Here is a 14,874-nt window from a genome sequence, read left to right as displayed (position 1 = left end):
TAAAGAGGCATTAGCTCCTTATTTCTCCTTTAATAAAGGAGGAGGTAGAGAAATTACATTTTTTGAAAAAGACAATTATAAAAAGTTGACTTCAAAGTAATGATTAGAATATATTATTATTATCATTATCAATAATAATAATAAAGGGGAGTTTTAAAATGATTGAACAACCTATTTCTTTTGAAAGCAGTGGCAACATATTAAAAGGGACGCTATCAATGTTAAATGAAAAAAAAATAAAATATCCTGCTGTTTTGATTCTTTCTGGATCAGGGCCGTTAAATCGAGATGGTAACGATGCAAAAGGAAAATTACAATTGAATTTGTATAAGCAGTTAGCATCCTTTATCACTTCATTAGGTTTTATTACTTTACGCTATGATAAAAGAGGGATTGGTGAGAGTGAGGGAGATTATTTTTCAACAGGAATGTGGGATCTCGTTTATGACGCAAAAAGCGCTGTTCAATTTTTAAAAAATCATCCATTAGTGGACGATCAGCGAATTATCGTATTAGGGCATAGTGAAGGGACCACGCTTGCGGTAGCATTAAACACAATCGAGCAAATACATGGACTTATTTTGCTAGCCGGCGCAGGAGAACGGTTACAAGAAGCTTTATTAAGACAAAGAAAGCTCGCTTATCAAGCATTAAACAATCTAAAAGGGTTTAAAGGAAAGCTTATTCGAATGTTAAATATTGAACAAAAAAATGAGAAAAAGGCAAAAGCACTTTTTAATAAAATATTGCAAACAGATAAAGATGTCATAAAAGTCCAATTTCAGAAAATCAATGCAAAATGGTTTAGAGAGCATTTACAGTATGATGTTCTTCAAGACCTCGAAAAAGTAGAATGCCCAATTTTAGCGATTACAGGGGATAAAGATATCCAAGCAGACCCAGAAAAATTAAATAGACTGCCGAAATTAGTGAAGGGAGATTTAGAGTATTATACAATTAAAAATATGGATCATGTACTAAAGAAACAAGAGGATGAAGTCAATATTTTAAAAATAAAAAAGATATATAAGGAAAACGCAAGTAAACCATTACATGATGAGTTGTGTTTTTGTTTACAAAAATGGTTAAATAACCATTACATTACAAAAGTGAATCATCACCACTTACTGAATAAAAAATGATGAGGTGCTTTATATGAAAGAAACAAAAGCAGATCTTATTTTACATCCAATTCGAATCCGGATCATTCAATCACTTATCGGCGGGAAACGTCTAACTGTGCAAGAGATAATGGAATTTCTACCAGAAGTTCCACAAGCCTCTTTATATCGCCATATAAAAAAACTAGAAGAAGCAGAATTGATTAAAATCGTCGAAGAAAGAAAAATACGGGGAACGATTGAAAAAGTTTATGCTTTGCCAAATGAGTCGAGTGGATTGACAAACGAAGATTTACAGTCATTGAGTCGTGAAGAGCATATGAACATATTTATGAGATTTATCGCAAATATTTTAGCTGATTATGAAAGATATTTAAGTCAAAAGGAAATTGATTTAATAAAAGATGGAGTGGGTTTTCGGCAAGTTCGATTTTATGCAAGTGATGAAGAGTTTTTCCAATTTGCTAAAACTGTTAATGAGGAGATGAAAAAATTGATGAATAACAAACCATCTCCACAACGAAAAAAGAGAATTTTCACTTCGATTATCATGCCAGAATCAGAAGAAAGAGTAAAGCATTGATAAAATTTAGGTTCTTTACTAAACCCCCCTTGATATTTCTATACCACTAAAATAAAAAATCCCTGCCAAACGGCAGGGATTCCAGCTTGCCAACAAAGTTGGCAAGCTGGATGGGTTTCAGACCAATGTCTGAAACCCATTTTGTGAACAGAGGGATCTTTAGCAAAGATCCTTTTTCCTAGCGATAGCCGTACTTTTCCATTTCTGCATAAATGGCCTTTAGCTTTGGATTTCCTTCCCCGACAATCACGCCTTCAATAACAACAACGGGGTAAAACAAATCTTCTTCGATGACTTTGCGCGCAAATTCTCGTTTCTCTTCATCCTCTTCCGGCGGGTTGAAAATATCCACATAGGTAATAGAAAACGGTTGATCTGGGTATTTCCGTTTAATCGCTGCTTCCAGCCACTCATATGTTTCTTTCGAAGAAGGCAGCTGCACGCAAGATGGGCAAGTGATATCTGCACCATATACGCATATTTCTACCTGCTTAAACGTCATATATTTCCACCTTTCATATGATAAAAACAACATTTATCATTAGATTTTTTTCGTTATCATGATTATAATAAAGTTAAAGAAAGGAGTCGATAACAATGACCGATCAAGAAATCAAAGAACAAGTGCAAGAAGTTCTAGATAAACTGCGTCCGTTTCTACTTCGCGATGGCGGAGACTGCGAATTAATTGACGTCGAAGACGGCGTTGTCAAATTACGCCTCCTTGGCGCATGCGGAAGCTGCCCAAGCTCAACCATCACATTAAAAGCCGGAATCGAGCGCGCTCTTTTAGAAGAAGTACCAGGCGTCGTGGAAGTAGAGCAAGTATTTTAAAAATAACAGCGGTTTCCTTTTGGAGACCGCTGTTATTTTTCTAGCGCCAGTTTGTATACCCGGCTTCCTTTTTGTTCTACCGTTAATAATTCGACGGCGCTATTCGGGAAATGAGGACGTAGCTTTTCTTTTACATACTCTCCTTTTCCAGGTTCGGTAAAGGCTAAAACGGTAGGTCCCGCACCGCTTAACGCCACACCGAACGCCCCGTATTCCAAAGCCAACACCTGTACCAACGGCAGATGCGGAACTAATTCCTTCCGATACGGCTGATGAAATAAATCGGCAGCCATCATTTTGCCGGCAAGCTCCCAGTTTTTCGTTAATAATGCAGCAATCAACACATTGCTGACCGCGCTTGCCTCGACCGCTTCTTCCCGCGCAAGCAGCTGTGGCAATACGTTGCGCGCTTTTTTCGTTTCTAATTCATAATCTGGAATGACGGCGACCAAATCCAACTGGATATCGGAAATATGGACGATATCGGTCCCTTGCTCTCGGTGACAGCCGATGATAAGCCCTCCGTATAAAGAGGCGCCGACGTTATCGGGATGACCTTCGTAGCAGCTGGCCAGCCGCATTTTTTGCCCGCGCGTCAGCGCCAAATCAGCAAGCGCATCTGCTAGTTCTATTCCGGCAACAACTGCTGCTGCACTGCTGCCCAAACCACGCGTAAACGGAATATTGCTGTACACATCAACCGAACAGCTTGGCAGCGTACATCCATACGTATCCGCCACTTGCTTTGCCACTTGGTAAATTAAATTTTCCGTTCCTTTTGGAATTCCCTTTACTTCTGGAGAGCAGGGAATAAACTTCCATTCCTCTGCCGGTTTGACTTCTAATGTCAAATAGCGAGAGACGGCAAGACCGACTGAATCAAAGCCGGGTCCTAAGTTTGCTGTGCTCGCGGGCACGATAATTTTTAACATCTCATCTTCTTTCATGAATGGACAACTCCTTGGAGATGCTCGAGCACGATCGTTTCGTCATTCGGGAGCACAACAGGCTCGATTTCCGCTGTTTCCATCGCAATGGCCGGATCTTTTAAACCATTTCCGGTTAGCACCGCAACAACGGTGCTGCCTTTTTCAATTTCGTTTCGTTTTCGTTGTTTAATTACTCCTGCAATCGATGCGCAGGAGGCGGGCTCCGCAAAAATGCCTTCTTTTCTTGCGAGCAGCTTATACGCTGCTAAAATTTCTGCATCGGACACCTCATCGATTTTTCCTTGCGATTCTGCCGCCGCCTGAACCGCTTTTTCCCAGCTGGCTGGATTGCCGATGCGGATCGCTGTCGCCACGGTTTCCGGATTTTCAATGACTTGATTGCGGACGATCGCTGCCGCTCCTTCGGCTTCAAATCCGCGCATTTGCGGAAGCCCGGTTTGCTTCAGCGCATGATACTCTTTAAATCCTTTCCAATACGCCGTGATATTACCGGCGTTGCCGACAGGAATCGCCAGCACATCCGGCGCCTTGCCGAGCTGGTCGCAAATTTCAAACGCCGCCGTTTTCTGTCCTTCAATGCGGTATGGGTTAACCGAATTGACAAGGGTTATCGGGGCAATATCGCTAAGACGGCGCACCATTTTCAGCGCTTCATCAAAGTTGCCGTCAATGGCAAAAATCTCGGCGCCATACATAACCGCCTGTGCCAGCTTGCCCATCGCAATTTTACCATTCGGGATGACGACAATGCAGCGTAATCCTGCTCTTGCCGCGTAGGCGGCAGCGGATGCGGACGTGTTGCCTGTCGAAGCGCAAATAATCGTATGGCTGCCGGCTTCTTTCGCCTTTGCCACCGCCATTACCATTCCACGATCCTTGAACGAACCCGTCGGGTTGGCTCCTTCGACTTTGACGTACAGCTCAATTCCTAGCTCTTCCGATAAACGCGGAAGCGGGATAAGCGGCGTGTTTCCCTCATTTAACGAAAGCAGCGGCGTATTTTCATTGACAGGCAAAAATTCCCGATACGCCTGCAACAATCCTTTCCATGCCATTATTTTCCCTCTCCTTCAACGCGATACGAACTTTTCACTTCCTGGACGATTTCCAAGTCGCGCAATTGCTGTAAAATTTCCTCATAATCTTGCTGCGAGGCGCGGTGCGTCACAATAACAATTTCCGCAAGATTGTTGTCCTTTAACGGTAATTGCAAAATTTTCTCAAAACTTACGCCGCGTTCGGAAAATAGGGTCGTAATTTTGGCAAATGCGCCGACTTGGTCTTTAACGTGAATACGCAAAAAATATTTTGAGAAAATTTCCGCTGGAGATTTTAATTGTTTTTCGTATTGCGGAGCAACGGCATTACATCCATTTACCCCTAAGCGCATGTTTTTCATGACGGCTACTAAGTCAGACACAACCGCTGTCGCTGTCGGCAAGCTGCCCGCTCCCGGTCCGTAGAACATCGTTTCACCAACCGCTTCGCCATATACATAAACGGCATTGTATTCATCATTGACCGAAGCAAGTGGATGAGAGTCCGGAAGCAAGGTCGGCTGGACGCTGACTTCTACTTTGTTTCCATCCCGATGGGCAATGCCAATTAATTTCATTGTATAGCCGAGGCGCTTTCCGTAATTAAGGTCTTCTTCCGTAATCGAGGTAATTCCCTTCACTTGCACGTCTTCTAAATCAATGTTCATCGAAAAGCCAAGCCGCGCCAAAATCGCCATTTTCCGCGCCGCGTCTAATCCCTCGACATCCGCGGTTGGATCCGCTTCTGCATATCCGAGCGCTTGCGCTTCTGCCAGTACGTCTTCATAAGAAGCTCCGTATTTGCACATTTTCGTCAAAATATAGTTCGTTGTTCCGTTGACAATCCCCATCAGTTTCGTAATGCGATCGGAGGCAAGCCCGTCAACAAGACTGCGCAAAATCGGAATTCCCCCGGCAACGCTTGCTTCATAGAACAAATCGCAATGGTGTTCCGCCGCTACGTTTAATAACTCTGACCCATACAGAGCCATTAAATCTTTATTTGCCGTCACTACATGCTTTCCTTGCCGCAGCGCCCGCAGCAAATATTGCCGCGTTTCTTCAATTCCGCCCATCACTTCAATAATGACGTCAATCTCCGGATCATCAATGACGTCTGCGATGTTCGTGGTCAACAGCGCTGGGTCGACCTGAACATCCCGCTTTTTATATATATCCCGGACAAGGATTTTTTTGACTTGCACCGGACATCCTACTTGATGCATCAGCCGTTCTTGATGATTCTCAATAATTTTTACAACCCCGCTTCCAACAGTACCTAATCCTAATAATCCAACCAAGATTGGCTTTTCCATATTCCCCCGCCCTTTCTGTTTATCTATGGTAGACATTTGTATTTTTATAGTAGACATTATAAAAGATATTGCTTTTTTTGGCAATCGTTAATTTTACCATCCAATACAGAAAATGATTAATATCAAGGAAATTCAGATAATTTTTTTGTAAAAAACAAGCAGCCCTGCTGCCTAGGACCGCACATTATGTAAAGGACCGCAAACTCCATTCTTTATTGACCAGCGTTTCAGGCTGGTTTCCAGTTAATATGGCAATAATATTACGGCAACATAGCTCCATCATCTTTGTCCGAGTTTCTTTTGTTGCACTCCCAATATGTGGAAGGGCCACAACGTTTGGAAGGGCCAGCAATGGATGCGATGCATCAATCGGCTCCTGCTCAAACACATCTAATCCTGCTCCTGCGATTTCCCGGCTGACAAGCGCCTCATATAACGCTTGTTCATCCACAACTGCTCCTCTCGATGCATTGATAAATATCGCAGACCGTTTCATTTTGCGGAATGCTTCTTTGTTAAACATATGACGCGTCTCATTTGTCAGCGGTGTCAGGCAAACAACAAAATCCGCTCTTTCTAACAGCTCCTCAAAAGAACAATATGTAGCTCCAAGCTGCTTTTCCGCTTCGATGTTGCGGGAACGATTGTGATACAACACATTCATATCAAAACCAAAGGCTCGTTTGGCGACCGCTTTTCCAATATTCCCCATACCGACAATCCCAATCGTTTTATGGTGAACATCCACCCCGGCCAGCAGAAACGGGCTCCAGCTTTTCCACTTCCCATCTTTGATAAACTGTGCCGCTTCCACCATGCGGCGGGCGGTAGCCAGCAATAAGGCAAACGTCAAGTCAGCGGTTGTATCGGTCAATACATCAGGAGTATTGCAAACGGCGATGCCGCGTTTCGTCGCGGCCCGCACATCGATATTATCAAAGCCGACGCCCATGTTCGCCACGACTTTTAGCCGCTTTCCAGCATCCAATATGGCCTCATCCACCATATCTGCCACCATCGTCAACAACGCATCCGCTTTCTTCGCCTCGTCCATTAGGACATCGCGCGGAACCGGTACGTCATCATGCGGCCACATCGCTATTTCGGCAATTTCTTTCATCGGTGCGATAATCTCCTCCGGCAACTTTCTTGTAATAAACACATACGGCCGCTTCATACCTCCACCTTCCCCCTCAATGTTTTTCCCTTATCTTATCACAAATTTCTGGCAAAAAAAACGAGGATTTCATTCTCATCGTGTTAACGAATGAGACAGCCATTCTACTTTCGGAAGAGAAAGCCGGCGGCTTGCCAAACCGACAATATCCATAAACGAGGCAAGAAATTGCTCATGCTCACGCGAACGGGCGATGATGCTCTGCAGCATATGCGCATATTGTTGTTTTTCCTGTGCATCATTTGTCATATAATAGCCTTCGATACATTCAAAATAATGAAGCGGAAATAGAAGGCGAGCGTATACAAGACGCCAAGCAAATGGAGATAAAGGGGTGTGGTGTTCATAATCGCGGAAAAATTGCCTTATCTCGCGGACGGAATCACGCCCTTTTTTTACGTATAAATAGCGAACCCACTCCGCCAAATCCCTTGCACAATGATCATACACCCAATCGATTGGCAGCTTCTGCTCTTTCCCTTCCGTCCACCCAGCATTTGGCAACCGTTCGTGGCAAAAGGTGGCATAATCAATGCCGACCGGCTCCTCATCCAGCTCTGTATCGGCAACATATTGAATCGCGTTTTCGGCAAGTCCAAGATAGTATGGAAACGATTCAATAAATAGCCGATCAAACATCGTTTCCATCCCCATAGCAATTTTATTTTTCCAAAATTCCTCCATTTGATCGACTCGTTTTCCCCAAAGTTCTTTCCATTGGCCGATCCGCCGGCAATGAACGAGCGGAAGCGGACATATGCGGCCGCGTTGATGAAATTTCGCTAACTCCCTCCCAATGGAAATATTTCTTGCATACGGCAGAAACGGCGTACGAACAATAACAATAGGCTGTTCATTCCTATAAGCAACGAGCCTGCCTGATTTTGTCGGCACAAATGATGCGACCGTCACATCCCCTTTGGATATTAAATAATGGCTCATTTTTTGCAGTTCCTCAAGCTCCGCTTCACTGCGTCCATGGACAGGGATAACGGTATAACACTGATTTTTATCAAAAAATGTGTAATACCGTCCGTTTTTTTGCATCCGCTCTACCGCAATATCATATTCCTGGCGAATCCATGATTCCATTGCTTCCCCCTCCTTTTAACAGTAATATATGAGGCGTTTCGCCAAAAAATCTGCATTTCTTTATCACGAGCATCTCTGTTTACAAAAAAGACACATTTATGCCATCATAAACATATATAATAAAAAACAACTCCCTAAAGAAATAGGTGACGCAAATGAAAGAACCAATTATGAACAATCTCGAACAAACCGCTCGCCAATGGCTGGAAGAGCGAGGGGTGACGATCAAAGATATCGCTGAACTTGTATATTATCTACAATCAAAATACCATCCTGATTTGAAACTGGAAGACTGTATCGAAAATGTCAACCGTGTCATTGCGAAACGCGAAGTGCAAAACGCGATCTTAACCGGCATTCAGCTTGATAAATTAGCGGAAGAGGGCAAATTGGACGAACCGCTGCAGACCATTATTCATCGCGATGAAGGGTTATATGGGGTGGACGAAATTTTAGCGTTGTCGATCATCAACGTGTACGGATCGATCGGCTTTACAAATTATGGATATATTGATAAACAAAAGCCAGGTATTTTGCAATATTTAAATGATAAATCGACTGGAAAATGCAATACGTTTTTAGATGATATCGTCGGCGCCATTGCCGCCGCCGCTTCAAGCCGCTTAGCGCACCGGGCTGCGAATACGGAATAAACATGGCAAAAAAAGCCGCCGCTCTTTAGCAAAAGAGCGGCGGCTCTTTTAAATGCGTTCCATCCATTCCCGCAATGAATCGACAGTGTAAGTCGGCTGTTTTTCATACCGTTGCAGCAACTCTTTTGTCGTTACTCCGGTATGAACAAGCAACGTATCGATTCCGGCATTCATCCCCGCCATAATATCGGTATCGTAATAATCACCGATCATCAATGTTTCCTCTCTTGGAATCCCTAACACTTTTAACGCCTGCTCCATAATCACTTTCTCCGGTTTGCCGATAAAAATCGGCTGTACTTGCGTGGATACCGCGACAACGGCTGTAAGTGAGCCGTTTCCCGGCAGCAGCCCCCGCTCGGTCGGAATGGCGATATCGGCATTCGTCGAAATAAACGTCGCCCCGTTGCGCACGGCTAAGCAGGCAATCGCCAGTTTTTCATACGTAATGCTGCGGTCAATGCCCATCACGACGAAGTCCGCGTCTTCTTTCGCGAACGTGAATCCTTTTTCCTCGAGCGCGGTACGAATTCCTTCTTCCCCGATTACATAAATGGAAGCATCCGGTTTTCTCTCAAAAATATAATTAGCCGTTGCCTGGCTGGTCGTAAATACATGTTCCGCTGTCGCCGGAACGCCGAATGACTGCAATTTCTCCGCTACTTGCGCCGGCGTGCGCGACGAGTTATTTGTCACAAATAAATACGGAATGCCTTTCCGGTGCAATTCCTTTACAAAGTCGCGGGCTTCCGCAATGCATTCGGTTCCGCGGTACATCGTTCCGTCCAAATCGATTAAATACCCTTTGTATGTTTTCAATGTCTTCACCTCTTTTTTAATCATACACGCAACAAAAACTTAACGAAAGCAGCGGCAAATGTCAAAAAGTAAACACGCTTCATCAAAAATACAGAAGCGTGTTTGCCATACAATCAAAACAATGTCGCTTAATTGCGAAACGCCGACACCGGACCGAGCTCGTTTTCTAAATATGTACGCACAGCTACTGGATACGCTTGAAGAGCTGCAAAATATTTTCGCATATCTTCCAATAATTTCTTATGGTCGACATTCGTATAATGGTGCACCAGCATTTTCCGATGGGCAATGATCGCTTTTAATGCTTTGGCATCCTCTTCTGTTATTACCTTTTCGTCTGTTAAAATATCGATAATATCTTCGTAACTGCCCGGATCTCTCATAATAAATCCGTCAATCATCGCATTTCCAACATCTAAAATAGCCTCAATCACTAAATGGGCAATCCTCTCTAACGCAAGTCGGGATAATTCGTCGTCCCACTCCGCTTTTTCCTTATAAATACACAACATTTTTTCCATATAACGTAATGTTTCCTCGATTTTATTACGATCGACAAAATACATCACAGTTTCCTCCCATATAGTTCTTTTTTTATTGTACCATAATCAACAGGACATTTCCCCTATTGTTTGCTATGATGAAAATAACTTCAATTTGGACTGGAGGTCACGGCCAATGATTGAGCGTTTTTACTTATACGATGATACCGTTGAAACAAAAACGCGCTTCGTCAGCTTTTTAGGAGAACGGCAGCGGTTCGATTTGGCGATCATCCAAACTGATCGTTTCTACGGGAAATATTTAGTTCTCGACTTGCAAAGCAACCGTTTTGCCATCATCGGACAAGACGATCTAGAGGAACCAGGGTACTTAGAACATGCGTATCATCTCAGCGAAGAAGACGCGAATGATTTGCGGGCATTTTTGTACGAATGCATTTCATAGTCACCTTTTCATTCGGGAACATTATAAACAATCCCCGGAAACGAGGAAGGTGAAACAAATGCAGGAGAAGGAAAAATATAGCGACTTTTCCACCGCGGAAAAGCAGAAAAATTTTTTAACGGCGGAAGAATTTCCGGAAGGACCGTATGGATCGCCGCGCCGTGCCGACGTGCCGGTCGAAAATAAAAGCACCCCATGGAAAAAAGGGCAGCGCCATTACAGCGCCTTTAACTATGAATTCAAATCATTCCATCAAAATATTCCAAGGCGAGATCCTGGCGCACACCCGCTGCATGACGATCCACGGGAAAACGAGCAATTTCCATACGGCCAGGATTAATGGACACGCGGCTATCCTCGTGAAAAAGGATAGCCGCGTGTCATTTTTACCGCTTTATTTTGCGAAGCACAAAATAGGCGCAGCCAAAATTGCAATATTCGTACAAATATTCGGATAAGGTACTGATTTTTGTATCATATGTCGCTTTTTGGTTATAGTCATCAAAAAAGCCGCGTAAACGGAGCTGATTATATCCCCAATCTCCGACAATATAGTCATACTTGCTTAAAATATCGGCATATCGAGCGCGAAATGCCTCTTCATTAAACGCATTTTTCACGTTTTCCACCAGTTCGTAGCAAATATTGTTAATGCATATCATCGTTTTCACCTTGCCTTTCCACTTTCATCATAAACGATGAAACGCTCCCAATCAATTACTGTTATTGAAGTTTGGCAAGAGAATCATCCTAAAGATGAAGGGGGTGTTAACCATGAAAAAACCATTGCTTGCCGTCGCATTGGGTACAGCTGTCACATTAGCAGGCTGTGCGCAGATGGCACGAGACGATAATACCGATGTATATAAACGGAGCGGCAATACGATGAACGTCACCGACCGCAACGATTTATATAACGAAAATGGAGTGCCAAATGGCGACGATACGCCAATGAATAACTTTGGCTATGTCCGCCACCAAAAAAGTCCTGTTCGCGGCGATGCCAACGCCTATAACAATATGCCATCCTTTAACCGCGAGCGAGCCGCCGATTTAATTAGCAAGCTCTGTACACAGCTTCCAAACGTGAACGATGTCGCCACATTGGTAACCGATGAGGAAGTGTTAGTCGTCTATGATGCCGATACAAAAAACCGTAATGAAACGGCAGACCAAGTGAAAAAGACCGCGCTTTCCGTCGTTCCTCACTATTACCATGTATATGTGGCTGACAATCCACAGCTGATGAAAGACATCGAACGTTTCGGACGTTTGGATTCGAACAGCCGAAATATTGATCAAATTATCGATGCTACGATTCAACAAATGCTAAAATACCCGCAAGGTAAGAAGCTAAGTGACGGAGAAAATGAAAACGGCGAAATGATCAATGAAACAAACGATCGTCTTGACCGTGATTTTCATGACGGAACACCGCGATCAGTCAAAACCACACGCTAACAGAAAAAACGGTCTGTCTTCTCATACAGAAGGCAAGACCGTTTTTTCGACGCCTCTATGCTTTCATTTGCCTTGCTGCCGAAGCCGCATTGACTTGTTCATCGGCATGATATGAAGACCGAACAAGTGGGCCCGCTTCGCAATGGGTGAAGCCTTTGCTTAAAGCGATCTCTCTTAGTTCTCTGAATTCATCTGGATGATAATATTTGACGACTTTCAAATGTTTTTTCGTCGGCTGTAAATATTGGCCGATCGTTAAAATATCGACATGGTTGGCGCGCAAATCATCCATCGCTTCAATAATTTCTTCTTTCGTTTCCCCGAGTCCGACCATGATGCTTGATTTCGTTGGAATATCCGGCTGCAGCTCCTTAGCGCGGCGCAAAAATTCAAGCGAGCGTTCATAGGTGGCACGTGCGCGCACTCTCGGCGTCAAGCGGCGCACCGTCTCAATATTATGGTTTAAAATATCCGGACGGGCATCCATCAATGTTTTTAAGTTTTCGTATACTCCGCCCATATCAGAAGGCAACACTTCGATCGTCGTAAACGGGTTTTTGCGGCGGATGGCCCGAACTGTTTCCGCAAACACGGCTGCTCCGCCGTCCTTTAAATCGTCACGGGCAACAGCAGTGACGACAACATGTTTTAAGTTCATGATGCGGACAGACTCTGCAACACGTTCCGGTTCCTGCCAGTCCAGTTCGGTCGGCAACCCCGTTTTGACCGCGCAAAAACGGCAGGCGCGAGTGCATACATTTCCTAAAATCATAAATGTCGCCGTTCTCCGAACCGCCCAGCATTCATGAATGTTTGGACATTTTGCTTCCTCACATACCGTATGTAACCGGTTTTCACGCATCAATTTCTTTAGTCCGGTATAACTTTCATTTGTATTTAACTTTATTTTTAACCACTCTGGTTTGCGAATATGGTCTTCTTTTGTCGACATTGTTCTCAACTCCAATAAGTTTTTATTTACATTTTTCATTATAAAAAAAACAACCGCTAAACACAAAGAAATTAGCCAGTTCCCACTACTTACCGCTTTTTAACATTTATGAAACAAACAAATCTCCCCAAACTAAATATATGAAATGGACGGAAAGGAGTAGAAATGTGTGTGCCGATGGATATTGATTATATGGATTGCTGCTATTGTATTAACGGTACCGAAAGCAACATTTGCCGAAGAAAAAATGGGTGAGGACACGATATACGAAAAACGAATGGAGCTGTATAAAAAAGCGGAAGCAGTCTCGCTCATCCCTTGGTATTACTTTGCAGCAATCGACCAATACGAACGAAACGTCCGGCAAGTGCGCCGTGATTTGCCAAAACCTACCGGCGTGCTCGGGATCTATATCAAGCCCGAAATTTGGGCCGGACCGCTAAACAGAAACCCTCATGATACAAATCCGTTTACGATTTCGCAATTTGGTGGTCTCGGCGTTGACGGCAATGGTGACGGCCTTGCCAATCGCGAGGATGATGAAGATGTGATTTTCGCGATCGCTCGCTATTTGCAAACGTACGGAATCGATCGTCAACATATTAAAATGGCGCTATGGAATTATTATCAGCGCAGCAAAGCGGTTGACCTAATTTTAGGCAAAGCAAAAATATATAAAAAGTACCAAACGTTAAAATTAGATGATCATGTATTCCCGCTTCCTCTTCATGCTAACTACAGCTATCGCGATACGTGGGGAGATAAAAGGAGCTGGGGTGGACGCCGCATTCATGAAGGAACGGACATTTTTGCCGACTATGGCGTCCCGGTGCGGTCGACGTGCTACGGAATCATCGAATTAAAAGGATGGAATAAATATGGCGGATGGCGCATCGGTATTCGCGATATTAATAATACGTACCACTATTTTGGCCACTTAAATGGATTTGCCCCTAATTTGCGCGAAGGGCAGATCGTCGAACCGGGAACGGTCATCGGCTCGGTCGGCAGCTCCGGCTACGGCCCGCCGGGAACAGCGGGAAAATTCCCGCCGCACCTTCATTACGGAATGTACAAAGATAATGGCTATATGGAATGGTCGTTCGACCCATATCCGCACTTAAAAGCATGGGAACGCGCGGAAAAACAAAAACGGAAGAAAAGTAAGGAGGCCGAACAGAAATAAGCCTCCTTTTTCTTCTCCTGTGCAGTATATTTTTCTTTTAATGTCCTCCTAGATACGCTTTCTTCACCTGTTCGCTTGCATTTAGTTCCTGTGCGGTTCCCGACAGGACGACCCGCCCTGACTCAATGACATATGCCCGATCGGCTACAGACAGCGCCATATGCGCGTTTTGCTCGACTAATAAAATAGTCGTCCCAAAGGAGTTAATTTCTTCAATGATGCGAAAGATGGTTTTCACCAATAATGGCGCCAATCCCATCGACGGTTCATCAAGCAACAGAAGGCGCGGCCGAGCCATTAGGGAGCGGCCAATCGCCAGCATTTGCTGCTCTCCGCCTGACAAAGTTCCGGCGAGCTGTTTTCTCCGCTCGTAAAGGCGCGGAAACAGATGATACACTTTCTCGAAGTCTTGCTGAATTTCCTGTTTATCCTTTCTTAAAAAAGCACCTAATTCCAAGTTTTCTTCTACAGTCATATTAGCAAAAATTCGGCGGCCTTCGGGAACATGGGAAATTCCTTGTTTCACAATCGTTTGCGCCGCTTTGCCTGCAATGGATGTCCCTTCGTATAGAATATCGCCCTGCTTCGGTTTTAACAGCCCAGAAATCGTTTTTAGTAACGTGCTTTTGCCGGCGCCATTAGCGCCGATTAAGGTGACGATTTCGCCGTTTTTTACTTCCAGTGAAACACCTTTTAACGCTTGAATATTTCCGTAAAATACATCGATGCTTTCCACTTTTAGCAC

The 14,874-nt window shown here is 44.0% G+C and carries 19 protein-coding genes; 8 read left to right on the top strand and 11 right to left on the bottom strand.

Annotation, left to right across the window (positions count from 1 at the left end):
• Positions 1 to 158 precede the first annotated feature (158 nt).
• Both AC1WMD_RS10720 and AC1WMD_RS10715 read left to right on the top strand, forming a co-directional pair.
• On the top strand, positions 159 to 1,142 hold the full coding sequence (locus AC1WMD_RS10720) for an alpha/beta hydrolase (protein ID WP_043905913.1): 984 nt from the start codon (positions 159 to 161) through the stop codon (positions 1,140 to 1,142).
• Between the two features lie 13 nt (positions 1,143 to 1,155).
• Positions 1,156 to 1,704 (top strand): helix-turn-helix domain-containing protein, encoded by a 549-nt coding sequence (locus tag AC1WMD_RS10715; RefSeq protein WP_043905914.1) that lies wholly within the window; start codon positions 1,156 to 1,158, stop codon positions 1,702 to 1,704.
• 178 nt (positions 1,705 to 1,882) lie between these two features.
• On the opposite strand, the gene AC1WMD_RS10710 is transcribed toward AC1WMD_RS10715, so the two are convergent.
• A complete protein-coding gene (locus AC1WMD_RS10710; RefSeq protein ID WP_043905915.1) occupies positions 1,883 to 2,206 on the bottom strand; it encodes a YuzD family protein in 324 nt (107 codons plus the stop codon).
• A gap of 95 nt (positions 2,207 to 2,301) precedes the next feature.
• Here AC1WMD_RS10710 and AC1WMD_RS10705 point away from each other — a divergent pair, with 95 nt between their 5' ends.
• Positions 2,302 to 2,538 carry a NifU family protein gene (locus tag AC1WMD_RS10705; protein ID WP_015864965.1) on the top strand — a complete coding sequence of 79 codons (237 nt, stop codon included), beginning with the start codon at positions 2,302 to 2,304 and terminating at the stop codon, positions 2,536 to 2,538.
• Positions 2,539 to 2,570: 32 nt separating this feature from the next.
• On the opposite strand, the gene thrB is transcribed toward AC1WMD_RS10705, so the two are convergent.
• The 5 genes from thrB to yutH form a co-directional block, all read right to left on the bottom strand.
• A complete protein-coding gene (gene thrB, locus AC1WMD_RS10700; protein WP_043905916.1) occupies positions 2,571 to 3,485 on the bottom strand; it encodes a homoserine kinase in 915 nt (304 codons plus the stop codon).
• Positions 3,482 to 4,543, bottom strand: a complete 1,062-nt coding sequence (gene thrC / locus AC1WMD_RS10695; RefSeq protein ID WP_043905917.1) for a threonine synthase — start codon at positions 4,541 to 4,543, stop codon at positions 3,482 to 3,484. The genes thrB and thrC overlap by 4 nt, the downstream gene beginning before the upstream one ends.
• Positions 4,543 to 5,841 (bottom strand): homoserine dehydrogenase, encoded by a 1,299-nt coding sequence (locus tag AC1WMD_RS10690; RefSeq protein WP_494257157.1) that lies wholly within the window; start codon positions 5,839 to 5,841, stop codon positions 4,543 to 4,545. Before AC1WMD_RS10690 ends, thrC begins: the two co-directional genes overlap by 1 nt.
• Positions 5,842 to 6,025: 184 nt before the next feature.
• Positions 6,026 to 7,018, bottom strand: a complete 993-nt coding sequence (locus AC1WMD_RS10685; RefSeq protein WP_043905919.1) for a 2-hydroxyacid dehydrogenase — start codon at positions 7,016 to 7,018, stop codon at positions 6,026 to 6,028.
• Positions 7,019 to 7,093: 75 nt separating this feature from the next.
• On the bottom strand, positions 7,094 to 8,110 hold the full coding sequence (gene yutH, locus AC1WMD_RS10680; RefSeq protein ID WP_043905920.1) for a spore coat putative kinase YutH: 1,017 nt from the start codon (positions 8,108 to 8,110) through the stop codon (positions 7,094 to 7,096).
• A gap of 155 nt (positions 8,111 to 8,265) precedes the next feature.
• Between yutH and AC1WMD_RS10675 the strand changes: the two genes are divergently transcribed.
• On the top strand, positions 8,266 to 8,763 hold the full coding sequence (locus tag AC1WMD_RS10675; RefSeq protein ID WP_043905921.1) for a phosphatidylglycerophosphatase A family protein: 498 nt from the start codon (positions 8,266 to 8,268) through the stop codon (positions 8,761 to 8,763).
• A gap of 48 nt (positions 8,764 to 8,811) precedes the next feature.
• On the opposite strand, the gene nucF is transcribed toward AC1WMD_RS10675, so the two are convergent.
• Entirely contained in the window at positions 8,812 to 9,582 is a 771-nt protein-coding gene (nucF, locus tag AC1WMD_RS10670; RefSeq protein ID WP_043905922.1) for a 5' nucleotidase NucF, read from the bottom strand.
• Between the two features lie 128 nt (positions 9,583 to 9,710).
• Entirely contained in the window at positions 9,711 to 10,148 is a 438-nt protein-coding gene (locus tag AC1WMD_RS10665) for a DUF86 domain-containing protein (protein WP_043905923.1), read from the bottom strand.
• A gap of 112 nt (positions 10,149 to 10,260) precedes the next feature.
• On the opposite strand from AC1WMD_RS10665, the gene AC1WMD_RS10660 reads away from it, so the two are divergent.
• Positions 10,261 to 10,530, top strand: coding sequence for a DUF3055 domain-containing protein (locus tag AC1WMD_RS10660; RefSeq protein WP_043905924.1), 270 nt, complete (start codon positions 10,261 to 10,263; stop codon positions 10,528 to 10,530).
• 58 nt (positions 10,531 to 10,588) lie between these two features.
• Positions 10,589 to 10,870: a hypothetical protein gene (locus tag AC1WMD_RS10655; RefSeq protein WP_043905925.1), complete on the top strand. Its 282-nt coding sequence runs from the start codon at positions 10,589 to 10,591 to the stop codon at positions 10,868 to 10,870.
• A gap of 46 nt (positions 10,871 to 10,916) precedes the next feature.
• Here the strand turns inward: AC1WMD_RS10655 and AC1WMD_RS10650 are convergent, their stop codons facing one another.
• Positions 10,917 to 11,192 carry a YutD family protein gene (locus AC1WMD_RS10650; RefSeq protein ID WP_017434790.1) on the bottom strand — a complete coding sequence of 92 codons (276 nt, stop codon included), beginning with the start codon at positions 11,190 to 11,192 and terminating at the stop codon, positions 10,917 to 10,919.
• A gap of 112 nt (positions 11,193 to 11,304) precedes the next feature.
• On the opposite strand from AC1WMD_RS10650, the gene AC1WMD_RS10645 reads away from it, so the two are divergent.
• Positions 11,305 to 11,991, top strand: coding sequence for a YhcN/YlaJ family sporulation lipoprotein (locus AC1WMD_RS10645; RefSeq protein WP_494257154.1), 687 nt, complete (start codon positions 11,305 to 11,307; stop codon positions 11,989 to 11,991).
• 55 nt (positions 11,992 to 12,046) lie between these two features.
• Here the strand turns inward: AC1WMD_RS10645 and lipA are convergent, their stop codons facing one another.
• The gene (gene lipA / locus AC1WMD_RS10640; protein ID WP_043905927.1) at positions 12,047 to 12,943 is read right to left on the bottom strand and encodes a lipoyl synthase; all 897 of its coding nucleotides are present in this window, start codon (positions 12,941 to 12,943) and stop codon (positions 12,047 to 12,049) included.
• A 169-nt stretch (positions 12,944 to 13,112) separates the two neighbouring features.
• On the opposite strand from lipA, the gene AC1WMD_RS10635 reads away from it, so the two are divergent.
• The gene (locus tag AC1WMD_RS10635; RefSeq protein ID WP_494257152.1) at positions 13,113 to 14,129 is read left to right on the top strand and encodes a M23 family metallopeptidase; all 1,017 of its coding nucleotides are present in this window, start codon (positions 13,113 to 13,115) and stop codon (positions 14,127 to 14,129) included.
• A 37-nt stretch (positions 14,130 to 14,166) separates the two neighbouring features.
• Here the strand turns inward: AC1WMD_RS10635 and AC1WMD_RS10630 are convergent, their stop codons facing one another.
• Positions 14,167 to 14,874 (bottom strand): ABC transporter ATP-binding protein, encoded by a 708-nt coding sequence (locus AC1WMD_RS10630; protein WP_017434786.1) that lies wholly within the window; start codon positions 14,872 to 14,874, stop codon positions 14,167 to 14,169.

It is taken from the genome of Parageobacillus sp. NEAU-HV-2 (assembly GCF_059115485.1).
Note: the sequence above shows the minus strand (reverse complement) of the source record. Positions and strands in the feature narration are given on the sequence as shown.

Bases quoted from the DNA above. Each gene is read 5' to 3' on its own strand.
- AC1WMD_RS10720 (WP_043905913.1), top strand. From the start codon at position 159: ATGATTGAACAACCTATTTCTTTTGAAAGCAGTGGCAACATATTAAAA.
- AC1WMD_RS10715 (WP_043905914.1), top strand. From the start codon at position 1,156: ATGAAAGAAACAAAAGCAGATCTTATTTTACATCCAATTCGAATCCGG.
- AC1WMD_RS10710 (WP_043905915.1), bottom strand. From the start codon at position 2,206: ATGACGTTTAAGCAGGTAGAAATATGCGTATATGGTGCAGATATCACT.
- AC1WMD_RS10705 (WP_015864965.1), top strand. From the start codon at position 2,302: ATGACCGATCAAGAAATCAAAGAACAAGTGCAAGAAGTTCTAGATAAA.
- thrB (WP_043905916.1), bottom strand. From the start codon at position 3,485: ATGAAAGAAGATGAGATGTTAAAAATTATCGTGCCCGCGAGCACAGCA.
- thrC (WP_043905917.1), bottom strand. From the start codon at position 4,543: ATGGCATGGAAAGGATTGTTGCAGGCGTATCGGGAATTTTTGCCTGTC.
- AC1WMD_RS10690 (WP_494257157.1), bottom strand. From the start codon at position 5,841: ATGGAAAAGCCAATCTTGGTTGGATTATTAGGATTAGGTACTGTTGGA.
- AC1WMD_RS10685 (WP_043905919.1), bottom strand. From the start codon at position 7,018: ATGAAGCGGCCGTATGTGTTTATTACAAGAAAGTTGCCGGAGGAGATT.
- yutH (WP_043905920.1), bottom strand. From the start codon at position 8,110: ATGGAATCATGGATTCGCCAGGAATATGATATTGCGGTAGAGCGGATG.
- AC1WMD_RS10675 (WP_043905921.1), top strand. From the start codon at position 8,266: ATGAAAGAACCAATTATGAACAATCTCGAACAAACCGCTCGCCAATGG.
- AC1WMD_RS10665 (WP_043905923.1), bottom strand. From the start codon at position 10,148: ATGTATTTTGTCGATCGTAATAAAATCGAGGAAACATTACGTTATATG.
- AC1WMD_RS10660 (WP_043905924.1), top strand. From the start codon at position 10,261: ATGATTGAGCGTTTTTACTTATACGATGATACCGTTGAAACAAAAACG.
- AC1WMD_RS10655 (WP_043905925.1), top strand. From the start codon at position 10,589: ATGCAGGAGAAGGAAAAATATAGCGACTTTTCCACCGCGGAAAAGCAG.
- AC1WMD_RS10650 (WP_017434790.1), bottom strand. From the start codon at position 11,192: ATGATATGCATTAACAATATTTGCTACGAACTGGTGGAAAACGTGAAA.
- AC1WMD_RS10645 (WP_494257154.1), top strand. From the start codon at position 11,305: ATGAAAAAACCATTGCTTGCCGTCGCATTGGGTACAGCTGTCACATTA.
- lipA (WP_043905927.1), bottom strand. From the start codon at position 12,943: ATGTCGACAAAAGAAGACCATATTCGCAAACCAGAGTGGTTAAAAATA.